19 protein-coding genes are annotated in these 22,756 nt (G+C 65.2%); all 19 read right to left on the minus strand.

Going from position 1 to position 22,756, the window contains the following annotated elements; all coding sequences use genetic code 11:
- Positions 1 to 4: 4 nt before the first annotated feature.
- On the minus strand, positions 5 to 1,123 hold the full coding sequence (gene ftsZ, locus V9F06_09120) for a cell division protein FtsZ (GenBank protein ID MEI2617777.1): 1,119 nt from the start codon (positions 1,121 to 1,123) through the stop codon (positions 5 to 7).
- A 79-nt stretch (positions 1,124 to 1,202) separates the two neighbouring features.
- Complete coding sequence (gene ftsA / locus V9F06_09125; protein MEI2617778.1) at positions 1,203 to 2,564, minus strand: cell division protein FtsA; 1,362 nt, start codon at positions 2,562 to 2,564, stop codon at positions 1,203 to 1,205.
- Between the two features lie 138 nt (positions 2,565 to 2,702).
- A complete protein-coding gene (locus tag V9F06_09130) occupies positions 2,703 to 3,452 on the minus strand; it encodes an FtsQ-type POTRA domain-containing protein (protein ID MEI2617779.1) in 750 nt (249 codons plus the stop codon).
- Positions 3,445 to 4,572, minus strand: a complete 1,128-nt coding sequence (locus V9F06_09135; GenBank protein ID MEI2617780.1) for a D-alanine--D-alanine ligase family protein — start codon at positions 4,570 to 4,572, stop codon at positions 3,445 to 3,447. The genes V9F06_09130 and V9F06_09135 overlap by 8 nt, the downstream gene beginning before the upstream one ends.
- Positions 4,569 to 5,537 carry a UDP-N-acetylmuramate dehydrogenase gene (gene murB, locus V9F06_09140; GenBank protein ID MEI2617781.1) on the minus strand — a complete coding sequence of 323 codons (969 nt, stop codon included), beginning with the start codon at positions 5,535 to 5,537 and terminating at the stop codon, positions 4,569 to 4,571. Before murB ends, V9F06_09135 begins: the two co-directional genes overlap by 4 nt.
- A 52-nt stretch (positions 5,538 to 5,589) precedes the next feature.
- Positions 5,590 to 6,981, minus strand: a complete 1,392-nt coding sequence (murC, locus tag V9F06_09145) for a UDP-N-acetylmuramate--L-alanine ligase (GenBank protein ID MEI2617782.1) — start codon at positions 6,979 to 6,981, stop codon at positions 5,590 to 5,592.
- Complete coding sequence (ftsW, locus tag V9F06_09150; protein MEI2617783.1) at positions 6,978 to 8,309, minus strand: putative lipid II flippase FtsW; 1,332 nt, start codon at positions 8,307 to 8,309, stop codon at positions 6,978 to 6,980. The genes murC and ftsW overlap by 4 nt, the downstream gene beginning before the upstream one ends.
- Positions 8,309 to 9,721 (minus strand): UDP-N-acetylmuramoyl-L-alanine--D-glutamate ligase, encoded by a 1,413-nt coding sequence (gene murD / locus V9F06_09155; GenBank protein ID MEI2617784.1) that lies wholly within the window; start codon positions 9,719 to 9,721, stop codon positions 8,309 to 8,311. Before murD ends, ftsW begins: the two co-directional genes overlap by 1 nt.
- Positions 9,718 to 10,770, minus strand: coding sequence for a phospho-N-acetylmuramoyl-pentapeptide-transferase (mraY, locus tag V9F06_09160; GenBank protein MEI2617785.1), 1,053 nt, complete (start codon positions 10,768 to 10,770; stop codon positions 9,718 to 9,720). Before mraY ends, murD begins: the two co-directional genes overlap by 4 nt.
- Positions 10,771 to 10,772: 2 nt before the next feature.
- Positions 10,773 to 12,170 carry a UDP-N-acetylmuramoyl-tripeptide--D-alanyl-D-alanine ligase gene (gene murF / locus V9F06_09165; protein MEI2617786.1) on the minus strand — a complete coding sequence of 466 codons (1,398 nt, stop codon included), beginning with the start codon at positions 12,168 to 12,170 and terminating at the stop codon, positions 10,773 to 10,775.
- Positions 12,167 to 13,885 carry a penicillin-binding protein 2 gene (locus V9F06_09170; GenBank protein MEI2617787.1) on the minus strand — a complete coding sequence of 573 codons (1,719 nt, stop codon included), beginning with the start codon at positions 13,883 to 13,885 and terminating at the stop codon, positions 12,167 to 12,169. The genes murF and V9F06_09170 overlap by 4 nt, the downstream gene beginning before the upstream one ends.
- Positions 13,882 to 14,388 carry a hypothetical protein gene (locus V9F06_09175; protein MEI2617788.1) on the minus strand — a complete coding sequence of 169 codons (507 nt, stop codon included), beginning with the start codon at positions 14,386 to 14,388 and terminating at the stop codon, positions 13,882 to 13,884. Before V9F06_09175 ends, V9F06_09170 begins: the two co-directional genes overlap by 4 nt.
- Entirely contained in the window at positions 14,385 to 15,392 is a 1,008-nt protein-coding gene (rsmH, locus tag V9F06_09180) for a 16S rRNA (cytosine(1402)-N(4))-methyltransferase RsmH (protein MEI2617789.1), read from the minus strand. The genes V9F06_09175 and rsmH overlap by 4 nt, the downstream gene beginning before the upstream one ends.
- Positions 15,393 to 15,443: 51 nt before the next feature.
- Entirely contained in the window at positions 15,444 to 15,872 is a 429-nt protein-coding gene (gene mraZ / locus V9F06_09185) for a division/cell wall cluster transcriptional repressor MraZ (protein MEI2617790.1), read from the minus strand.
- A 374-nt stretch (positions 15,873 to 16,246) separates the two neighbouring features.
- Positions 16,247 to 17,992, minus strand: coding sequence for a biotin carboxylase N-terminal domain-containing protein (locus V9F06_09190; protein MEI2617791.1), 1,746 nt, complete (start codon positions 17,990 to 17,992; stop codon positions 16,247 to 16,249).
- 219 nt (positions 17,993 to 18,211) lie between these two features.
- Positions 18,212 to 18,382, minus strand: coding sequence for a hypothetical protein (locus V9F06_09195; GenBank protein ID MEI2617792.1), 171 nt, complete (start codon positions 18,380 to 18,382; stop codon positions 18,212 to 18,214).
- Entirely contained in the window at positions 18,379 to 19,953 is a 1,575-nt protein-coding gene (locus tag V9F06_09200) for an acyl-CoA carboxylase subunit beta (GenBank protein ID MEI2617793.1), read from the minus strand. The genes V9F06_09195 and V9F06_09200 overlap by 4 nt, the downstream gene beginning before the upstream one ends.
- Before the next feature lie 63 nt (positions 19,954 to 20,016).
- Positions 20,017 to 20,619, minus strand: coding sequence for a hypothetical protein (locus tag V9F06_09205; GenBank protein MEI2617794.1), 603 nt, complete (start codon positions 20,617 to 20,619; stop codon positions 20,017 to 20,019).
- A gap of 231 nt (positions 20,620 to 20,850) precedes the next feature.
- A complete protein-coding gene (pepF, locus tag V9F06_09210) occupies positions 20,851 to 22,689 on the minus strand; it encodes an oligoendopeptidase F (GenBank protein MEI2617795.1) in 1,839 nt (612 codons plus the stop codon).
- Positions 22,690 to 22,756 lie beyond the last annotated feature (67 nt).

Here is a 22,756-nt window from a genome sequence, read left to right on the forward strand (position 1 = left end):
GTTGCTATTGACGTTCGCGGAGGAACCGCAGGATCGCAGGCTCCGCCCACTCATCATCTGGCAACACCGGAGTCCGCGGCGGCGCGCTGCCCTCGATCGCGCGCTGCGAGCGTCGCTCCGATCGCTCTGAACGTTCCTCGCGAGGGCGCTGGCGGGTCGGCCGCGCTCCCTGGAAGCCGGTTGCAATGAGTGTGATCGTGATGTCGCGACCCAGAGATTCGTCGATCGACGTGCCGAAGATGATCTCGGCATCGTCATCAGCCGCCGAGCGGATGATCTCCGCAGCCTCGCCAACCTCGGCGATCGTCAGATCGCTGCTGGCGGCAATGTTGTAGAGCACGCCAGTAGCGCCGTCGATGCTCATCTCCAGCAGCGGGCTCTCGATCGCCATCCGCGCGGCGTCTGTCGTCCGGTTGTCGCCACTGCCGTGGCCAATTGCCATCAACGCAGAACCGGCGTCGCGCATGATCGTCTTCACGTCGGCGAAGTCGAGGTTGATCATTCCCGGCTTGACGATCAGATCCGAGATTCCCTGAATACCCTGCCGGAGCACGTCGTCCGCGATGCGGAACGCCTCGGAGAATGGGGTTTTCGGATCGACCATCTGCATCAATCGTTCGTTGGGGATCGTGATCAACGCGTCGACGTGCTCGCGAAGGGCCGCGATCGACTCATCTGCGACACGGCGGCGCTTGGCGCCCTCAAAATCGAACGGCTTGGTCACGACACCAACGGTGAGCGCGCCGGATTCGCGGGCGAGCTTGGCAACGATCGGTGATGCGCCACTGCCGGTGCCACCACCCATGCCGGCGGTGATGAATACCATGTCTGCGCCGCGAATGACCTCCGCCAGCGTCTCCAGGCTCTCCTCGGCCGCGCGTTCGCCGATTTCCGGCCGGCCGCCCGCGCCGAGCCCTTTGGTCAGCTTGTCCCCGATACGCAGCGTTATCGGCGCGTTGGAGTTGATCAGCATCTGGGCGTCGGTATTGATCGCGACGAATTCGACCCCGTCGACTCCGGAGTCGATCATGCGATTGATCGCATTCCCGCCACCGCCACCAACACCAACAACCTTGATCCTCGCGAAGTTTGCCGTGTACTCGTCCCCATGCCCGTCAAACATGTGATTTCCCTCCGGGTTACCCTGCCACTCCGTCAGGCCACGAACCCAAACAGCGCACCAGCGCTGGTATTATGTGTCGCTAGTCGTCGGGGCTGACCGGGACAAACTCGCGAACCCAGTCTCTGAAGATCCGGCCCCAGTCTCGTTGGCCGCTGTCATTCGACCGCGGTCGTTGTCGCATTACGTCAATTGTATCGTGTCGCGCGAATGGGTTCATCACCAGCGGATGAACGAACCCAGCCGCCGCCGGGCTGCGCTGGCGCGTCGGCGTTGGCCCGACCGACCGGCCAGACACGTAGCGGATAAGCCCGACCGCGGCGCTCACTCCCGGGTCAGCGATGCTCGGGAATCCGCGCCCTGGCAGCACCTGACCTGCGCGGGCCGTCGTGCCGAGGATCGCCCGGGTGATGTCGATGATGCCGATCAGCTGCGCAGTGCCGCCGGTCAGGATCACGCCGGCCGGAAGGCGGCCCGTGTCGTCCAGCGCGTCGAGCGTCTCCTTCACCTTGTCGATGATCTGAACCGTGCGCGCGGCGACGATCGACCGCACCGCGAACCCGGGTATCGTCCCGTACTTCGCCTGGCGCTGCAGCGCCGCGATGGTTTTCGGTGTCCAGTCGATCAGCTCTTCGTCGACATCCTCGCTGATCGCGCCGTGCTCGCGCTTCAGACGATCGGCTTCCTCCACCGGGATCTGCAGGATCGACGCGACGTCGGCCGTGATGTGGTGACCGCCGAGCGGGATCGATGCCAGATGCTGGAGCTCACCGTTGAGATAGACCGCGATGTCGGTCGAGGCGCTGCCGATATCGACAACGGCAACGCCGGCCTCGCGCTCTGATTGCGACGAAACGGCCGCAACGACGGCAACGCCAGTCGGGACGAGTGTATGTACGCGAATCCCGGCAATATCGGCGGCCCGCCGCAACCCCTCGGTCAGCTGAGTCGGAACGGCAAAATCTCGCATCCAGACGTCCAGCCGGCGTCCGACGCGACCAGAGGGATCGTCGACCGGCTCGCCATCGATCGCGAAGGCGCGAACGACGCGATGGATCGTCGACCAGCCACCCGCGTCACGTCCGCGCGCGTCCTCGATCGCCCGACGAATATCGCGCGCCTCGATCGGCCGACCAGCGTTCAGCTCGACCCCGCCCATCCGCTCGAGCGTCTCGACCCGAGCGCCTGACACCGTCGCCACGATATCCTCGACGCTAACGCCGATGAGATAGCGTGCCTCCTCGACCGCGCGCTTCAACGCGCCGCCCAACGCCTCCGGGTCGGCGATTTCGCCGGCGCGCAAACCGCCAGACGAGGTGCTGCCGTGACCGACGTAGCGCACGCCGCCATCGCGATCGCGGAGCGCCACAGCCGAGCAGAGCTTGCTCGCGCCAATGTCGATACCGACGATGAACTGGTCAGGCACGGCTGCTACTCCGGTCATTCGTCTCGTCGCGGCCTGCGCGAGCGTCCGCTCCTCATCGCCTGACGGTGATTTCGATCGTACCCCACCCGCGACCCTACGAAACTCAACATGAGACTGCTCTCAACCACTGTACCACACTGTACGTACACTCTGCATCTACTTATAATACGGACGGTCGGGTTCGCGCAAGTCCAGTAGTTGCCAGGCTGCGCCGCTACCGACGACGGTCTGGTAAACAGCCAGCTTCATTGGCATCCGGTCGGGCGATCCCAGGATGACGTGCCGCCCGTCGCGCAGCGTGGCGACGAGGCCATCGTCCCGAGTCCAGCGCACCTCGGTCGAGACCGTCCCGAGCATCTGGGTAGCAGCAACTCCCGCTGCGACGATCGCAGGGTCGAGCGTGCCTCCCACCGCTGGCGCGTCCATCTCGCTGACAATGGTCGGGACACCATCCGGCACGGGCGCGGACCCTGTGAGGATATGACCACGCGTGTCGACCAGCCAGACCTGCCCGCCGGCCTGCCAGGCAAGCACTGGTTGGCGCTCGACGACGGTGATCGTCACCTTATCCGGGAAGCTGGTGCGAACGGTAACCCGCTCGACGTAGGGCAGCCGGGCGACCCTCCCAGCGGCCTGGCTGGCGTCGATGCTGAAGATCGGCTCACCAATCGCATCGGCGACGGTCGCCACTTCGGCCGGATCCCCGAGGCTCGTGCCACGCACCACAACCGACGCGACCAGGAAATCGCCGGAGAACAGAAAGCCGTAGAGCAAGATGCCGCATGCAACAACGATGACACCGGCTGGAATACGACCCGAGCGCGCGACGCCGCCGCCATGCCGGCGCCGGCCACTCGCGATGCTCGACGCGGGCAGTGCTCCAGCGGACGAGCGTGGCTCAGCCACCGCCTCGTAGCTCCTCGTGGCGCTCGATCGCCAGCCCGATCAGCCGCTCCACCAGATCCGGCAGCGGGATCCCGCTTGCTTCCCAGAGCTTGGGGTACATGCTGATCGCGGTGAAGCCCGGGATCGTGTTGATCTCATTGAGCAGCACCCGATTCGTCTGCCGCTCGAGGAAGAAATCCACGCGGGCCATCCCTGCACAGTCGAGCGTGCGGAACGCGCGTATTGCCAGTCCGCGGACCTCTTCGGCCACCTCATCAGGGATCATCGCCGGGATGATCAACTGCGAGGAGTCGTCGACATACTTGTCCTCGTAGTCATAGAACTCGTGGCCGGGGACAACCTCACCGACGGTCGACGCGGTCGGCTCATCGTTGCCAAGAACGGACACTTCCAGCTCGCGGGCGTCAACCCCCTTCTCGATCACGATCTTGCGGTCATGCCGGCCGGCCTCGGCCATCGCCGCCGGCAGCTCGCTGGCGCTGTGCGCCTTGGTGACGCCGACACTCGACCCCAGGTTGGCAGGCTTGACGAAGCATGGGTAGCCCAGCTCACGTTCGACGTCGGCAACGACAGACTCCGGGAACCGATCCCACTCTTTGCGGAGCACCGCCAACCACGGAGTCTGCGGAATGCCGGCATGCGCGAGCACCTGCTTGGAGATCGCCTTGTCCATCGCAACGGCCGAAGCCATCACGCCGGCCCCGACATAGGGCAGGCCGGCCAGCTCGAACAGACCCTGGACGGCGCCATCCTCACCCATCGGGCCATGCAACACCGGGAAGATCACGTCGAAGCTGCCTGCCCAGTTTTCAGCCGGGATCACCGCCACCTCGGCCGAACCGCGAGCCCGCAGCGAAAGCTCCTCGACCTCATCCAGCACCGAGCCGCGCGAACGACCGTCGTCCGTCAGCGCGAATAGTGGCGACTGGGCCTGAAGCTCACCCATCGGGTCGCCGCTGGTCAGCCACGCCCCCTGGCGGGTGACGCCGATCGGCACCACCTGGTGGCCGGCCGCCTCAAGCGCACTCATCACTGTCTGCGCCGAGCGCAACGAGACGTCGTGCTCGCCAGACCGGCCGCCGAAGACAACCCCGACTCTGACGCGACGGCGGCCGGTCATGACCAGTCTCCTGTTCGTTCGACTTCCGGATCAAGCCGGATGCCGGTCTGGCGCTCGACCTCGTCCTGGACGAGGCGGATCAGCTCGATGATATCGGCCGCGGTGCCCTTCTCATCGTTGACGATGAAATTGGCATGCATGGTCGATACCGTCGCGCCGCCCACTCGCGCGCCCTTCAGGCCGGCTTGCTCGATCAGCCTTCCGGAATAGTCTCCGTCCGGGTTCTTGAAGATCGACCCGGCGCACGCGCCGGTTGGCTGCGTGCGATGACGATACTCAGCGTACTCGTCCGCCTCTGCCAGTAGCTCGACCGCCGAACGCTTGGCAAACCGGAACGTCGCGTCCACGACAACGATCGTCTCTCTGTGCGCGGGATACTTCAGCCGGGTGCCACGATAGCGTGGCTGAAGCCAGTCGCGATCGTGCTCGACCAGCACACCGTCCTCGCCAACGACCCGGACCGACACGAGGAAGTCCGAGATCTCGCCGCCGTGCGCCCCGGCGTTGTTGACAACCGCGCCGCCGACATTCCCCGGCAGCCCGACCAGCCAGGCGAGTCCTGCCCAGCCGCGCTCTGCGGCAGTCCGGCCAAACCAGCTCGACGGCGCCGACGCTGGCACGCGGACGAGAACGCTCTTGTCGTCCTCCTCCAGCACCTCAAGACCGGCCTCGGCATCCTTGCCGGGCCGGCGGACCAGCACAACCAACCCACGGATGCCACGATCGCTGACCAGCTGGTTCGATCCGCCACCGAAGATAGTGACCGGTAGACCGTGCTCTCCCGCCCAGCGTAACGCGAGGCCGATCTCGTCTGCCGTTCCTGCCCGGACGAGATAATCAGCCGGCCCTCCGACCCGAAATGTGTTGTAGAGGTCGGTCCGTGCCTGTGGCTGGATCTTGATCGTCGCGTCCTGCTCGGACACCTCGATCGGGGGCACGCTCGCCGCGCGCGTTCGTCCGCTCATGATTATGGTCCTGCCTTCCGCCACCACCGCCGGCCTGCCCGCCAGTAGTGACTCAGTCTTCCGGCGTATCGTCGCCAGCAAGCGCCTCGGCCGCCTGATAGATGTCGCCCGCTCCCATCACCAGGACGACATCGCCTGGCTGCAGCAGCGCGCGCGTGCTGTGCGCGGCGTCACTCGCCTGGTCCACAACGGACGGCTGACGCTGCATCCGGACGGCGATATCCGCCGATGCGACGCCGAGCGAATCCACCTCCCGCGCCGGGTAGATCTCGGCCAGCACGACTATGTCCGCCGCATCGAGCGCGGACGCGAACTCGACGAGCAGCGCGCGGGTGCGAGAGTACGTGTGCGGCTGGAAGATGGCGACAATTCGCCGCCCCGGATAGCGCTCCCGCGCCGCGGCGATCGTCGCTGCCACCTCGGTGGGGTGATGCGCGTAATCGCTGACGACCGTAAGATCGTCGTCGCGCAGGATCTCGAACCGGCGACTGACACCGCCAAACGAATCGAGTCCGGCAACCAGCCGGGTAGCATCAACCCCAAGCCCGTCGGCCGCCGCCAACACCGCCAACGCATTCAGAAGATTGTGCCTGCCTGGCACCGCGAGCCGCAACTCGAACACCTGCCCGGCCGGCCCGGAGACAGTCGCGCCCGACTCGCTGCGGTTCACCCGCCAATCGCCATCATGCTCGCCGAACGTGATGATCTTCCGGTCGTATCCGCCTCGCTCAAGCCGATCGTAGAGGGCGTGACTGCCCGCGTCCTCGGCCGGCAACACCAGCGTCCCGCCGTGTTGGATACCGGCAGCGAAGCGTTCGAAAGCATGCAGCACGGCGTCGAGATCGGGGAAGATATCCGGGTGATCGTGCTCGATATTGGTGACGATCGCAACACGGGGTCGAAGCCAGAGGAACGAATAGTCGTACTCATCGGCTTCGACGACGAAGTGCGGGCCGGCGCCCGATCGTGCGTTCGTGCCGAGCTCTCGAACGGTCGCTCCGACGGCGAATGACGGATCCAGGCCGGCCCGCTCAAGCGCCAGCGCGGCCATCCCCGATGTAGTGGACTTGCCATGTGAACCAGACACGGCCAGGCACACCGCCGGGTTGGCGAGCAGACCAAGCACCGCGGCGCGCTTGACGACGCGGATACCCCGTCGTGTCGCCTCGATGAGCTCCGGATTTTCCGGCCGCAGCGCCGCGGTCATCACAACCAGCTCGGCGTCACCGACGTTAGCCGCGTCGTGGCCGACGGCAACGGGGATGCCTTCCGAACGCAGATCGCGGACGGTTGGCGAGTCATTCAGATCAGAGCCAGTCAAGGTATAGCCACGCCTGGCCAGCATCCGGGCCAGCCCGCTGACGCCAACTCCGCCGATCCCGATCATGTGCAACCGGGCCGGCGGGTCAGGGAGGCGCAGATCGCCGAGATCGAATCCGCTCACGACCACGGCTCCGACCACTCGGATCGCGGGCCAGGCGACAGCGATTCGGCCGGGCGCCGCTCCGACGGTTGGCGACGCGGTGTCCGGCGATGGCTCGGGCGGGATGGATGGGGTCGATAGGCTGGCTGTGTCACGATGGCTGGTTCGGGACGCGTGTCGGGTTGCGCGACGCTGACTGGACGAAGCTCTGCCTCGGAAAGCGTCTGGCGCGAGATGTTGAGCAGCACGCCAACGGCGGTCATCGCAACGACGAGTGACGAGCCGCCGGCCGAAATGAACGGCAGTGGGATCCCGGTGAACGGAATCGCCAGCGTGACGCCGCCGATGTTGTATGCCGCCTGGAACGCAATCCAGGTTGTAATACCGACCGCAATCAGCGTTCCGAACGTGTCCGGCGCACGCATGGCGATCCGGTAGCCGTGGTAGGCGAGGATGATGAACAGGCCAACGACGACGACCGCGCCGACCAACCCCAGCTCCTCGCCGATGACAGCGAAGATCGCGTCGTTGTGCGCCGCCGGTAGCCAGGAGAACTTCTGCCGGCTGGCGCCCAACCCAACGCCGAAAAGCCCGCCGGACCCGAGCGCCAGTCGCGCCTGAAACAGTTGCCAACCCAGATTCTGCAAATCGGAGTCGGGGTTGAGAAACAACAACAGCCGGTCGCGTCGGTACGAGGCGCTGAGCGCCATTGCCAGGAAGCCAGCGGCCCCGGCGATCAGCAGCGCCGCGAACTGGATGGGCGCGGCCCCGGCGACGAAAAACATCGCCACGCCGATTGTCGCCACCAGCGACGCCGTGCCCAGATCCGGTTCGAGCATCAGCAGCCCGATCAACAACCCCAGGACGACGCAGAATTGCGCCAGACCCGACGAGACCGAGCGGACTTTGCCTCCCTTGCCGGCAAACCAGGCTGCCATATACAGAATCATCGCCAGCTTGGCCATCTCGCTCGGCTGGATCGAGATCGGCCCGACGAATATCCATGCCTTCGCCCCGTACACCTCAGCGCCGACGCCAGGGACGAAGACGAGAGCGGCCAGGACGAACAGAATTGCGACCATCCCGACGAGCGACCAGCGCGCGTAGCGGTGATAGTCCACCTGCATCGCGACCAGCAATCCTGCCGTGCCGATCAGAACGTAGATGATCTGGCGGGCGAGGACGCTGTACTGACCGACACCGCCGGTGCTGGCAGTGTCGGGGAATGTCGCGGAAAAGATCATCACGGTGCCGAACATGACTAGCGTTGCCAGCACCGCGAAGAGCCACCAGTCAGGGTCGTGATACCGTGGCCGCGCCGCGGCCGCCGAAGCAGGACGTCGCCTCATCATTGAGCGTCCCGTTCCAGCCGCTGCACCGCGGCGCGAAACTCCTCGCCCCGGTGGAACTCATCGCGAAAGAGGCCGAAGCTGGCGCAACCAGGCGACAGCAGGACGATATCGCCGGGCTCGGCCAGCGACGCCGCTCGGTCGACCGCCTCCTGCATTGAGCTTGCAGGCGCGCCGGCAGGATGCACCGCGCGCTCGGCCAGCAGTCGCTCCAGCGTCGGTGTCACCGTCCCGGCGAGCAGCACAATGTGACGCGCCGAGCGGGCCAGCTCGTCGGCAACGTCCTCCATCGGCAGCTTCTTATCAAACCCGCCGGAGATCACGACGATCCCACGGCCGGCGAAGGCGCGCAGGGCGGCGATAGCAGCCGCCGGAGCGGTGGCGGCAGTGTCGTTGACAAACTCGACCCCGCCGACCGTCGTCACCGGCTCCAGCCGGTGTGGCACGCCGGCGAATGCGGCGATCGCCTGCCGGATCTCCCTGGCCGACACGCCGACCGCCAGCGCCGCGGCGGCGGCCGCCATCGCATTCAGCCACAGATGCTGACCAGGGACGCGCAGCGCAGAAACGGGGCCGAGATCAACTGGCTCGTGCTCCCAGGCTGCCCAGAAGTGACCATCCTCCACCCAGACATCGGGCTTCAGTCCGTGACCGTACCCCGAGCCAAACAGCACCCATTGGCCAGGCGCGTCCGCCGTCAATGCCTTGACGCGAGGATCACCGGGATCAAAGACAACATAGTCGACTCGCGGCGTCTGCCAGCGGAATATCGCCGATTTCGACTTCGCATAGTCGTCGAAGCTGGAGTAGCGATCGAGATGGTCTGGCGACAGGTTGGTCAGAACAGCGACGTGCGGCGAAAGTCGGTGCTCGTCGAGACCCTCAAGCTGAAACGAGGACAGCTCGATTGCGACCGGCACGCCGGTTTCCAGATGGGGAAGCTGCTGGAGCGCGGAGACACCCATATTGCCGGCCAGCACTGATCCGGGCCAATGCTGACGGAGCATCGCGTGGAGGAGCGTCGTTGTCGTCGTCTTCCCCTTGGTGCCGGTGACACCAACAATCGGCGCGGGACAGGCGCGGAAGAAAAGGGTCATCTCCATCTCGACCGGCTTGCCCAGCGAACGGGCCAGCGCCAGCCACGGAGATTCGGCCGGCACAGCCGGATTGCGGACGACGACATCGGCCCAGGCGATGTCCTCTTCCCGGTGAGCGCCGAGGGTCCAACCGATTGGAAGCCCGGCCAGGTCGGCCAGCGACGGCGCGAGCTGCTCCGCGTTGCGCAAGTCGGTGACGCGTACCTCGGCGCCCTGCTCGACAAGATAGCGGGCAACACCGACCCCACCCTGGCGACCGCCGAGGCCGATCAGCAGCACTCGCCGGCCGGCGAGCGCCAGCGGCTTCTGCCTCATACTGGCCCTCCGACCGCCAGCGCAACGCCGAGGAGGCCGGCCATCATGCCGATCAACCAGAAGCGCAAGGTCACCTGTGTCTCGCTCCAGCCGAGCAATTCGAAATGGTGGTGAAGCGGCGTCATGCGAAATAGACGCTTGCCGTGCGTGCGCTTGAAATAGGCGACCTGCAGCATCACCGAAGCAGTCTCGGCGAAGAACACCGCGCCAACGACCGGCAGCAGAAGCCACTGGCCGGTCATGAACGCGACAGTCGCCAATGACGCGCCGAGGGCCAGCGAACCGGTGTCTCCCATGAACACTTGCGCGGGGTGCGCGTTGAACCAGAGGAATCCAAACAGGGCGCCGACCATCATGAAGCAGAAGGTCACTACCTGCACTTGCCCCTGGAGAAACGCGATGATCCCGTAGGCGGTGAAGGCCACCGCGGCCGTTCCGCCGGCCAGCGTATCCAGCCCGTCGGTGAGATTCACCGCGTTGGCTGTGCCGGAGATAACGAGAATTGCGATCGGGATATAGAACAACCCGATCTCATACCGGCCGATGAACGGCACATAGATGCTGTGCAGACCCAGAGGGTAGTACAGCACGAGCGCGCCGATACCGGCGAAAAGCAGCAACCAGATCATCTTGAAGCGCGCCGTCAGCCCCGTCCTCTGGCCGCCGACGAGATTGAGCCGATCGTCGATCCCTCCGAGGATGGCGGTTCCGATCAGCACTCCGAGAGGCAACAACATCGAAAGCCGGCCGATCAGATTGAAGACGATCGTCAGAATGACGACCGTCGAGATGAAGATAACCCCGCCCATCGTTGGCGTGCCGGTCTTGGTCATATGCCCTTCGGGACCTTCGATCCGGATCTGCTTGCCGATCCCACGCGCCCGGAGGAAGTCGATGCACGGGCGTCCGATCGCGACGGACAACATGAAGGCGACCCCTGCCAGCGCAAGTGAAATAGCCAGATTGTCGAGAGGATCGAGCGGAAGCAGCGAGTTGTGGACCACATGATCCTCTATCGCGCGCACCAGCTCGATGGCATACGTCGGCATCGTCAATCCGTTTCCTCAGCCATCTGGTTGCGAAGCGCCGACACCAGCGTCTCCAGCTCCAACCCTCGCGATCCCTTGATGAGGACCAGGTCACCCGGACGCAGATCGCGCCGCAGCGCGTCTTCGAGCGCGCGCTTGTCGTCGAACATCTCGACCGGCAGGTCTGGTCGCGCCTTGACGGCTTCGGCCGCGATCAATCGAGCCAGCGGTCCCATCGTATAGAGCGCGTCCACTGTCTCGGCGGCACGACCGCCGACTCGTCGGTGGCCTTCCTCCTCATATGTCCCCAACTCGTACATATCGCCAAATACAGCGACTCGCCTGGTCGCGTCCAGCTCGGCCAACAGGTTCAATGCGGCGACGCAGGAGGCGGGGTTGGCGTTGTAGCTGTCATCGAGCACGGTCGAGCCATTGACACCCGGCAGAAGCAGCAGCCGGAGCTGGATATCCGGCGCCTGAAAGCCGCGCAGGATGTCGGCCAGCGAGAGCCCGAGCTCCGTCCCGATCGCCACACCCACCAGCGCCATGTGGACGCTATGTCGCCCCATGAGCGGCACGCTCACGTAACTCTGGACATCGCCGTGGTGCAAGGTGAACGAGATGCCCTCGATCCCGTGGCTCTCCAGCTCAGTCGCGTAGTAATCAGCGGCAGGGTCGGTGCCGTAGTAGACGACGCGGCACTTCGCTCGCTCCGCCATGGCGCGGACACGCCGGTCGTCGATATTCAGCACTGCGAGCCCGTCGGCCGGCAGCGCCTCTACGAGCTCGGTCTTGGTCTTCGCGATCGCGTCGAGAGAGCCCATCCGGCCAAGGTGCGAGTGCGACACATTCGTGACGACGCCGATCGTCGGCCGGGCGATCTGAGCGAGATGGCCGATCTCGCCGAAGGCATAGGCGCCGCCCATCTCCAGCACAACGACATCCGTGTCCGGCGTCATCTCCAGCACCGATAGCGGCAGGCCGATCTCGTTGTTGAAGCTCTTTCGGCTGCGCGTTACTTCGTAGCGCTGCGCAAGGACGGCCGAGATCACCTCCTTGGTGCTCGACTTGCCGATACTACCCGTGATACCGATCACCCGGGCTTCGCTGAAGAGCGACCGCCAGTAGGCGGCCAGCGACTGTAGCGCCACGAGCGTGTCCGGCACGACAATGACCGGCAGATCGCCCAGGTCGAAGCGCCGAAACCAGCTCTCGTCCACCATCACCGCGCCAGCGCCCGCCTCGAGCGCATCCGGCACGAACCGATGACCGTCCGTCCGCTCCCCCTTCAGGGCGATGAAGAGATCCCCCTTATCGACGTCACGCGAGTCGTGGACGACTCGTGCCAGCAGATCATTCCGCGAGATACTGCCGAACAATCGACCGTGTGTCCCAGCAAGGATGTCGTGCACGCGAATCACGGCGCCGCCTCCAGATCATCCGGTGGAATCCCATAGAGCAGGAAGAGCTGCTCGAACACCTTCTGGAGGACGGGTCCGCTGACCTGGAGCCCCGTGCCCTCCTCCTTCGGCCAGTCGATCTTGACCAACACGCTGAAGCGCGGGTGCTCGACCGGGCCGAAGCCGATGATCGATGCGATCGTCGCGTTGTCGATATAGCCTCCGGCCGGCGACGGAACCTGAGCCGTCCCGGTCTTCGCGCCGATCCGATAGCCCGGGACAGTCGGATAGAGGCTGTTCGGATGATCGACGACGCTCTCGAGCATTGTCCGCATTGTCGACGACGACGTCTCGGAAATCACCTGTCGGACGACCTGAGGCTGGGTCACTGTCGTCCCGTTCGCAGAATGAACCTCGCTGACGACATAGGGTGTCATCAGCCGGCCACCGTTGACGATCGCGGAAAAGGCGTTCACGAGCTGAAGCGGCGTGCAGGCGATTCCCTGCCCAAAGGAGTTCGTCGCGTAGAGCGCGTCATTCCAGCCCATCTCGCCGGGCAGCGTCAGAATACCCTGTTCCTCGCCCTGCAGATCAACGCCGGTCGGTGTTCCAAAGCCAAACGCCTGGATGCCATCGTAGAACCGCTCGCGGCCGGTCTTCTCGGCAACATAGATGGCGCCAAGGTTGGACGACCGCTGCAGGACCTCGGTCATCGTCTCGGTGCCCCAGACCGCGCCTTCGAAGTTCGTGATCCGGCTGCCGTCCGGCAGCTCCACGTACCCCGGCTCGTCATTGTGCGTGCTGTCAGGAGTCACCGCGCCACTGTCGATGCCGATCGCCATGACGACCGACTTGAACGTCGATCCCGGCTCATAGACAGCAGAGATGGCCGGGTTGAGGAAGGTGGATGCGTTCTTGACGTCTACGAAGGCGTTCGGATCGAAGCTCGGCGCGCTGGCCATCCCGAGAATGGCTCCGGTGTTCGGGTCCTGCACGATGATCGTGCCGCCGATCGCGCGCTGCTCCTTGATCGTCTGACGCAGGATGACCTCGATCGCCTCCTGGACAGCGCTATCGATCGTCAGCGTCACGTCCGAGCCATCGACAGGCGGATCCCAGGTGGACTGGGTCAGGGCGATGACGTTGCCCTGGCCATCGCGCTCTCCGATGAGCTTGCCCGGAGTTCCACCCAGGAGGGAGTCATACTGCCCCTCGACCCCGTAGTTGCCGGCCATCGCGTTGTTCGTGAAGCCAAGCAGCTGGCCCGCGAAATCGCCGAACGGGTAGACCCGGCTCGGTTCAGCATCGAGAACGATGCCAGGCAGGTTCAACGCCCGCACCTTGTCGCCATCCTCGGGCGAGAGATTCCGAGCGAGCACGACCCACTCGATATCCTTCTGGTTCAGCGCGTCAAGCACGTCGGCCGGCGTTCGCCCGATCAGCGGCGCAAGCTGCTGGGCGGCAAGCGCACGGTCGGGAATCTGATCGACGATCGCGGATACGCGGGCGGCCGGCATGTTCGTCGCTAGCCGGACACCATGGCTATCGTAGATCTCGCCGCGGCGCGCCGGGACGATGTCCTGCTGCATCCGCTCGGCGACCGCCCAGCGGCTGAACTCGCTCGATCGAACAACCTGGACGGCGACGACGCGATAGCCGATCAACGCCATCAACAGAATGAAGACCGAGAACAGCACCATGATCCGGCTGTGTGGCTTGACGTGTGGCTGGTTCATGGCGTTATCTCGATCGGGTGATTCGCTTCGGCCTCGCCGGTCAGCCGGTCCCAGAGACGCTCACCGAGAGACCGGGTGCGCCCTTCCTGCGGCGACGGCAGCTTGAGCTGCTCGCTGGCGGGCGCGGGAACTGTCAGGTAGACATGCGCGTCCATCGGCTGCATATGCAGATCGTCGAGCGCCATCTTCTCAATCGCGGGGAGTGACTGGCGCCGCGCAATCTCATAGGTCAGCCGTTGATTCTCCAGCGCGACATCCATCCGCTGGCGCTCCAGCCGGCTCACCTCATAGCCAAGGCCCGCGACATGGCTGGTCTGAACCAGGTACAGGAGCCCGACGACCGAGATCGTCAGGACGATCAGAACGAACATCATCGCGTTGTTGAGCCGCCGCGGCGCAACCGTCGTCACCGGCGACGGGCGTTCGATCGCGGGGATCACCGGCGTCTCGGCGGTTTCACCGTCCAGCGCCGGCCAGCCTGTCGTCTGGCGCGATCCACTCACGGCAGGCGCTCCACAACGCGCAGCCGTGCGCTGCGCGCCCGCGGGTTGCGGGCAACCTCGGCCTCACTCGGCCGAACCCCTTTGCCGACGTGCCGGACGAGCGGGACGCGGCCGCAGACACAGACTGGCGTCTCGCGAGGACAGATGCAGCCGCGTGAAGCCTCCGCGAACGCGCGCTTGACGATGCGATCCTCCAGAGAATGGAACGAGATCACCGCCATGCGTCCACCCGGGCGCAGCAGGTCGATTGCCGCCTTGACGCCACGCTCGACCTCGCCGAGCTCATCATTGACGGCGATGCGCAATGCCTGAAAGGTTCGGGTGGCGGGGTGTATCCGCGCGCCTGGCCGGCGGCCGATCGTGCGTTCGACAAGCGCGGCCAACTGCGTCGTCGTCTCAATCGACTGGCGCTCGCGCGCAGTGACGATGGCGCGGGCGATCCGGCGGGATTGACGCTCCTCACCATACTCAAACAGGATCCGAGCCAGCTCGAACTCGCTCGCCGTGGCGATCAGATCCGAGGCCGAGCCACCACGGCTCTGGTCGAAGCGCATATCGAGCGGCCCCTCGGCCTGAAAGCTGAACCCTCGTCCGGCTTCGCCGAGCTGCATCGACGACAACCCGAGATCGAGCAGAACGCCGTCGATCCCGTCGAGCCCGAGCCGGTGGACGATCGCTGTCATGTTGGCGTAACTGTCGATAACGAAGATGGCGCGTTCGGGGAAATCGGCAACCAGAGCGCCGAAGTACCGCTCGACGTCCGGGTCGCGGTCGATGCAGATGACGCAGCCATCCGGCCCGACCCGCTCGGCGATCCGCCGGGCGTGGCCGCCAGCGCCGAATGTGCCGTCGATGTAGACCCCTCCCGGGCGCACAGCCAGCGAGTCGATCGCTTCGTCGGCGAGGACGCTGATGTGACTTTCTGTCACATCAACCGGCGGCGCAACATGCACTTTTGCCCCGGCCACGATGGGCTGGGCGTTCTCAGGCTCTTGTTCGTTCACGACCATGCTTCATCACCGCATCCCGCCTGCAACGGAACCACGGCTCAGTTATCAGACCAGCGCCGCCAGCCGTTCGGCAATCGACGCCCCATCGCGCTCGACCAGCTCATCCTGCTCCGCCCACTTCGCGGGCGACCAGATCTCGAGGAACGCATGCATACCTGCGACGATCGCCTCACGCTCCAGCTCCGCATGGACCCGCAACTCGGCTGGAACCAGGATGCGTCCCTGGCGATCGAGCTGAACGTCGACCGCGTTCGCGAAGAGCATGCGGCGTAGAACTCTGCCATCCGGATCGCCAATCGACAACGCTGATACACGCTCGGCCAGTGGGATCCAGGCTGCCATCGGATAGACAAGCAGGCATCGGTCGAAGCCGCGTGTGACGACGACTCCGTCCTGCAGCTCCTCGCGGTACTTCGCTGGCAGGGCGAGTCGGCCCTTTTCGTCCAGATTGTGTTGGTGACGTCCGAGAAACACCGGTCGTCCGCCTCATCTGCCTGCCGGCGCGTCACGCCGCGTCGTCGCTATCGCCAATCGGGCGGTTATCCACATACCGCCCCACTTATCCCCACTTCCCCCCACAGTTATCCACAGTATGACATGAAAAGGGTGTACGTACAAGCATCAGGCGACCGAGGTCGCGCTCTTGGCCAGCCCGCATGAGTCGAACCGCGCAGCAAAAGATCCTCCCCCAGCCGGCGGCAAACGGGGGAGGATCCGGTGCGTGCGAGATTACGATGACAGGTGAACGACGTGACGACCGATCCGCCAGATTGGCCCTGACAGGCTACCGCCGCTGGCGTTCGGACATGCCCACTCGGGAGGGGCGCAATCCGTCCAGGTTCGAAGAATCAGTCCGCCGGCATGATAACGGCGATTGTCGCGCCGGTCTGGATCGTTGCGCCCGGCTCGACCGCCAGCTCGGTGACGGTGCCGGACTGGTGCGCCGTGATCTCATTCTCCATCTTCATCGCCTCGACGACGCAGATGAGCTGACCAGTCTCAACGGCCGCACCCTGCTCGACCGCGATCGACAGCACTGTCCCCTGGATCGGGCTACGGAGCTCGTTGCTGGTCGGCGCGACGACTTGCGCCCCACCCGACCGCCCCGCCCGCGCAGGCCGGCGCGCTGCCCGGCTGCTGGACGCGACGCCGAGACCATCCGGCAGCCGGACCCGGTAGGCGCGACCGTCAACCTCAACCATCACCACGCCATCGTCCACCGGTTCGATGGACGGCTGGGTGAATGGCGCGACTCGAGCCGCCAGGCCGGACTGTTCGAGTGTTCGCGTGTCGTAGTCACCGGAGGCGAACTTCGGCGTGCGTATCAGCGCGCGAAAGAGCGGTATCGTTGTCGCGACCCCCTCGACCTGAAAGTCCTCCAGGGCCCGGTCGAGTCGCGAGAGCGCCTCTGCCCGATCGCGACCCCAGACGATCAGCTTAGCGATCAGCGAGTCGAAGCGCGGGTCGATCGCGCCACCTTCGTCGAAGCCGGTGTCTACGCGAATTCCGAACCCTTCTGGCCGGCGGAATGCGCGAAGCGGCCCGGGAGTCGGCTTGAAGTCATTCGCCGGGTCCTCGGCATTGATCCGGCACTCGATCGCGTGGCCCCACGGCTGCGGCGCAGCGTCGAACGACAGCGGCTTGCCGGCCGCGACCCGCAGCTGCTCGCGGACGAGATCAATCCCGGTAACCTGTTCGGTAACCGGATGCTCGACCTGGATGCGCGTGTTCATCTCCAGAAAGTAGAACTTGCCATCCTGGACAAGGAACTCGAGCGTTCCGGCGCTCACGTAGCCGACAGCGCGGGCGAGCTGCTCTGCGGTGCGGTTCATCGTCGCGCGCATCTCGGCGTCGATCGCCGGGGACGGACTCTCCTCGACCAGCTTCTGGTGTCGACGCTGGATCGAGCAGTCGCGTTCGCCGAGGCCGACGACAGCGCCGTGCTGGTCGGCCATGACCTGGATCTCGATATGGCGAGGATGGTCAAAATAGCGCTCGACGTAGACGGCCGGGTTACTGAAGTAGCGCGTCGCCTCGCCGCTGGCGCCCCGCCACGCGTCGTCGACCTCGTCCGCCGACCAGGCGACACGGAAGCCTCGCCCGCCACCACCGGCCGACGCCTTGATCGCGATCGGGTATCCGTGCTCGTCGCCGAATACGCGCGCGCCGGTGACGTCCACCTCGCCGTCGGTGCCGGGGACGACAGGGATGCCGGCCGCGAGCGCTGTCTCACGAGCGCGAACCTTGTCGCCCATTGTCGCGATGGCGCTGGCCGGCGGGCCAACGAAGATGAGTCCCGCCTCTGCACACGCGCGGGCGAAGACGGCGTTCTCGGCCAGAAAGCCATAGCCTGGGTGGACCGCGTCCGCGCCCGTCTCCGTCGCTGCCCGCAGGATCGCGTCCATGTCGAGATAGGGTAGCGGGTTGGCCGAGACCAGCGTCACCACCTCGTCTGCATAGCGTGCGTGGCGCGGACTACCCTCCCCCTCGGAGACGACTGCCACGCTGACGAGCCCCTCTTCGCGGCAGGCCCGCATTACCCGAATCGCAATCTCTCCACGGTTGGCGACCAGGACTTTGCGCAAGTCAGGCATTGGCCCTCACCCCCTGCCCCCTCTCCCAACGCTGGGAGAGGGGGGATGTCATATGTCTCACGTGTCGGTTGCCATTCTCAGTGCCACTAACCCACCCGCCCCTCTCCCAACGCTGGGAGAGGACGGATGTCGGATGTCTCACGTGTCGGTTGCCATTCTCAGTACCGATAACCCACTCTCCCCTCTCCCAAGGTTGGGAGAGGGGCCGGGGGTGAGGGCCTACCGCCCCCACTCCGCATCGCCGCGCCATGTCGGAGCGACAAGGCCCGACCGCGCCCAGTCGGATGCCTCTACCGGCTCGTCATCCCTCCCGTTGACGCTTGCGAGGAGGGCGACGATGGCGGCGACAACGGCCTCGGGCAGGTCTTCGTGTTCGGTGTCGCGGGTCATAGCGGGATGTTCCCGTGCTTGCGCTTCGGGCGTTCCTCGCGCTTGTTGCGCAGCATCTCCAACGATCGGATCAGCCAGCGTCGTGTTTCGCGCGGAGGGATAACCGCCTCGATATAGCCACGGCCGGCCGCCTGCCATGGGCTGGCAAACTGCTCGCGGTACTCGGCGATCAGCTCACGCTCCTTCGCCGCCGGGTCATCCGCTGCCGCGATCTCGCGTCGCGAGATCAAGCGGACCGCCGCATCGGAGCCCATCACGGCAATCTCGGCTGTCGGCCAGGCGACGCTCAGGTCGGAACGAATCGACTGCGAGCTCATCACGACATAGGCCCCGCCATACGCCTTGCGGGTGATGACCGTCACCTTCGGCACGGTCGCCTCGCAGTAGGCGTAGAGCAATTTCGATCCATGACGGATGATCCCGCCGTGCTCCTGGTTGACGCCCGGCAAGAATCCGGGAACATCTTCGAACGTCACCAGCGGGATATTGAACGCATCACAGAAGCGAACGAAGCGGGCAGCCTTCTCGGACGCATCGATATCTAACGTGCCGGCCAGCACTTTCGGCTGGTTCGCGACGATGCCAACCGGCCGCCCGTTCAGTCGAGCGAACCCGATGAGGATGTTCCGCGCCCAGAGCGACTGCACCTCCAGGAATTCTCCGTCGTCCACCACCCTGCTGATAACATCGCGCATGTCGTATGGCTTGGTCGACTCCTCGGGGACGATCTCATCCAGCTCAGGATCGTCGCGATCGGGATCGTCGGCCGGCGGGAACGCTGGCAGGTGGTCGAGATTGTTCGATGGCAGATAGGAAAGGACGGCGCGAACGAGCTCGAAGGTGTCCTCCTCGTCGCGCCCGAGGAAATGGGCGACACCCGATACTGAATTGTGCGTCATCCCGCCACCGAGCTGCTCGTGGGTCACGTCCTCACCGGTGACTGTCTTGATGACATCCGGGCCGGTAATGAACATCTGCGAGATGTCCTCGACCATGAAGACGAAGTCGGTCATGGCCGGCGAGTAAACCGCTCCGCCAGCGCACGGGCCGGCGATGATCGAGAGCTGCGGGACGACGCCGGAGGCCTGGACATTGCGCCAGAACACCTCGCCATAGCCGGCCAGCCCCTCGACCCCCTCCTGAATCCGCGCCCCGGCCGAGTCGTTGATGCCGATGATCGGACAGCCGATCTTCAGCGCCAGATCCATGATCTTGACCATCTTCTCGGCAAATGCCTCGCCAAGCGAGCCGCCGAGAACGGTGAAGTCCTGCGAGAAGACGGCAACGTCGCGACCGTCGATCTTGCCGACGCCGGTGACAACCCCATCACCGTAGGGCCGCCGCTCCTGCATCCCGAAGTAGGTCGAGCGGTGCTGGACAAAAGCGTCGTACTCGATGAACGAACCGGGATCGAGCAGCCGCTCGATGCGCTCGCGGGCCGAGAGCTTGCCGCGGCCGGCTTGCTTGTCGGCTGCTGCCGCGCCCTGCTCCTCCAGCTGCTCATGCCGCTCGCGATATTGCCCGGCGCGGGATTGCGCAGGCGCGTTCAATTGCTCTGGTGTTTGTGCCACGCTCGCGTCCCCTTGTCCCTCGACGTCTATCAGATCAGAGTCTAGCAGGACGAGGGGTGGAGGCTAGGAACGCCGAGCCATCATCTCCCAGAGCCAGAGAGCGGTCGCCAGGACAACGAGCGACGCCAGCCAGACGCCGAGGCTTGTCATGCCCTCTGCCCGGGTTATGACATCACTGGTTCCGTACGACACGTTGCCATTCGTCCATGAACGGGGATCCTCGTGCTGGAAGAGCGCGAGGAAGGCGAGGACGCCAGTCGCGACGATCCAGACCGCGATCAATGCGGCCGGCCACTCCGGAGACGTGTCCCTCGCTCCAAGCGCCTGAATTGCGGCTGCGAGCAACAGCCCGCCCGGAAGGATCAGCACGAGGCTCACGCCAGAAAACGCGACGATCGATCCTGCCAGGCCGAGCGCCCCACACCCCAGCCAGACGGCCGCGCGCATCGTTGCGCGGTTCAGCCGCAGTGCACCGAGCGCGAGGGCAAACGGCGCCACGAAGGCAGCCAGGAACGCGAGGTTGCCGGTCGAGACTGCGTCCGGCGAGTCATCGAGAAACATCCGCAACGACCCGAGCCCCGCGCCGAACACCAACCCGATCAACGCGCCACTGCGGCCTAGCGAGCGTCCGCCGCTATTGTCGCTGATCTGCGTCAAATTGGCCATCGCCCGCCGATGCTCCCCTCGCTGCCCTCTACGTTGCCACACTCACAGCAGCGGGTACGCGATCCAGCCCGCGTCGGGCGCCCACTGGGTCCAAAGATCTCCCCACTCTGCTGCATACGACCGTGGGGAGATCCTTCACTGCGGTTCAGGAAGACAAATCGAGAGTGAGGTTCCCGATCCAGCAGATTGGCGGTGACAGACTACGTGGTGAGGCGAGATCGCCCGTAGACATCACCCGACCAACTGCTCCAGCCGGTCGACGTAGCCGGCCAGGATGTCGAAGGCGGCCTGGATCGGGGCCGGAGTGCTCATGTCGATGCCGGCCTTCTTCAGCGCCTCCACCGGATAGTCGGCGTCGCCGGTCTTCAGGAACTCGATGTACCGCGCGGCGGCTTCCGGTCCGCCGCTCCGCACCTGCTGGGCAAGCTGAGCGGCAGCCGCGATTCCTGTTGCGTACTGAAACACGTAGTAGTTGGCAAACAGGTGCGGGAAGCGCGCCCAGGTGATTCCCTGACGTTGGCGATCGAGGGCAACCGCATCGCCATAGGCCTCTGCATACAGATCGGCCATCAATTCGATGAGCCCCTCCGCCGTCAGCGCCTCGCCGTGCTCGATGCTCGTGTGCGTCTCCAGCTCGAATCTGGCCAGGATCGGCATCGTGAAGAGATAGCGCAGATTGTTGCCCATGCGCTCCTCGATGACGGTGGTCAGGAAGTAGGGATCGTCCACGGTCTCCAGCAGGTGAGCGCCCATCAGCGCCTGATTCATGTTGGAGGCCACCTCGGCGACGAACATGCTGTAGCTGGAATAGACCAACGGCTGGTTGTTCCAGGTGTAGTGAGAGTGCAGCGAGTGGCCAATTTCGTGGATCAGGGTCGAGACGCTGCCGAGATCATCGTGCCAGCTCATCATAATGAACGGGTGGTGACCTGGCATACCGGTCGAGAATGCGCCACCCACCTTGCCCGCGTTGACGGCGTAGTCGACCCAGCGGTCCTCGACACCCTGCTGAACGGTGCGAACGTAGTCAGCGCCGAGCGGCGCCAGGGAGGCGGAGACGATGTCGATGCCTTCGTTGAAGCCGATCTTCCGCTGCGGCGGCGCGCCGGCCGGCTGGATCGGCGACTCGGAAATGTCCCAGGCGTGCGCCTGATCGATCCCGAGCAGCTTCGCGCGCACCCGGAAGTAGCGCTGCCAGGTGGGGAAGTTCTTCCAGACTGTGTCGAGAAGGTTGTGGAAGACCTCCAGCGGGATCGCGTTCGGCGATAGCGATGCCGCAAGCGCAGACTCATAATTGTGCGCGCGGGCCATCAGAACCGCGCGCTTGACCGCGCCTGAGTAGTTGGCGGCGAACGTGTTCTTCATCGACAGGTAGGCATCGGCCGATGTCTCCCAGGCGGCTTGCCGGACCCGTCGGTCGGCGTTATGGATGTACTCTGCCAGGCTGCCCTGGCCAAGCTCGACCTTCGCGCCGTGGGCATCCTCGATCGTGCCGAGCTTCAGGTCGGCCTCGGACAGCGCCGTGCGAACCGACGAGAAGGTCGCCAGCGGCTCGCTGGCCATCGCCAGAACCTGCTCGACCTCGGCCGAGCGCACATGCGGGCGCTGCCGGCCCAGCTTGTCGAGGTAGTGGGCGTACTCGCGCAGGCCGGTGGTTGATTTCACCCAGCCGGCCAGCATCTCCGGATCGATCGACAGAATCTCCGGCTCGACAAAGGCCGCTGCCGCCTCAATGCGCGAAAACAGGCCATCGGCCCGGTCGTTGAGCGCCAGGGAGGCACCGTTGGTGGCGTCCTCAGCCACGCGCATGTTTGCGTAGAGCGCCAGCTGCCAGACGTCGGCTATCAGCGCGTCGCGCCGGACCAGCGCTTCCAGCAGCGTGTCTGCCGACTCGCCGAGCCGGCCGTGATAGACGTCAAGCTCTCCGGTTCGGGCGGAAACAGCGGAATACGACGCCTCCCAATCCGCTGCTGTGGCAAAGATGCTCTCGATATCCCAGGTCTGTTCCGGCGCGACATCGGCGCGCTTCGGCAGGCTTGTGGCCATCCGTGCCTCCTTGTTGGCGCTCATTCCCGACTCCTCTCCCAGCATCGAAAGCGGGATGACTCGGGATGGGCATTCTTTTGACACTCTCCCC

The organism is Thermomicrobiales bacterium (assembly GCA_037045155.1).
GTDB lineage: Bacteria > Chloroflexota > Chloroflexia > Thermomicrobiales > CFX8 > JAMLIA01.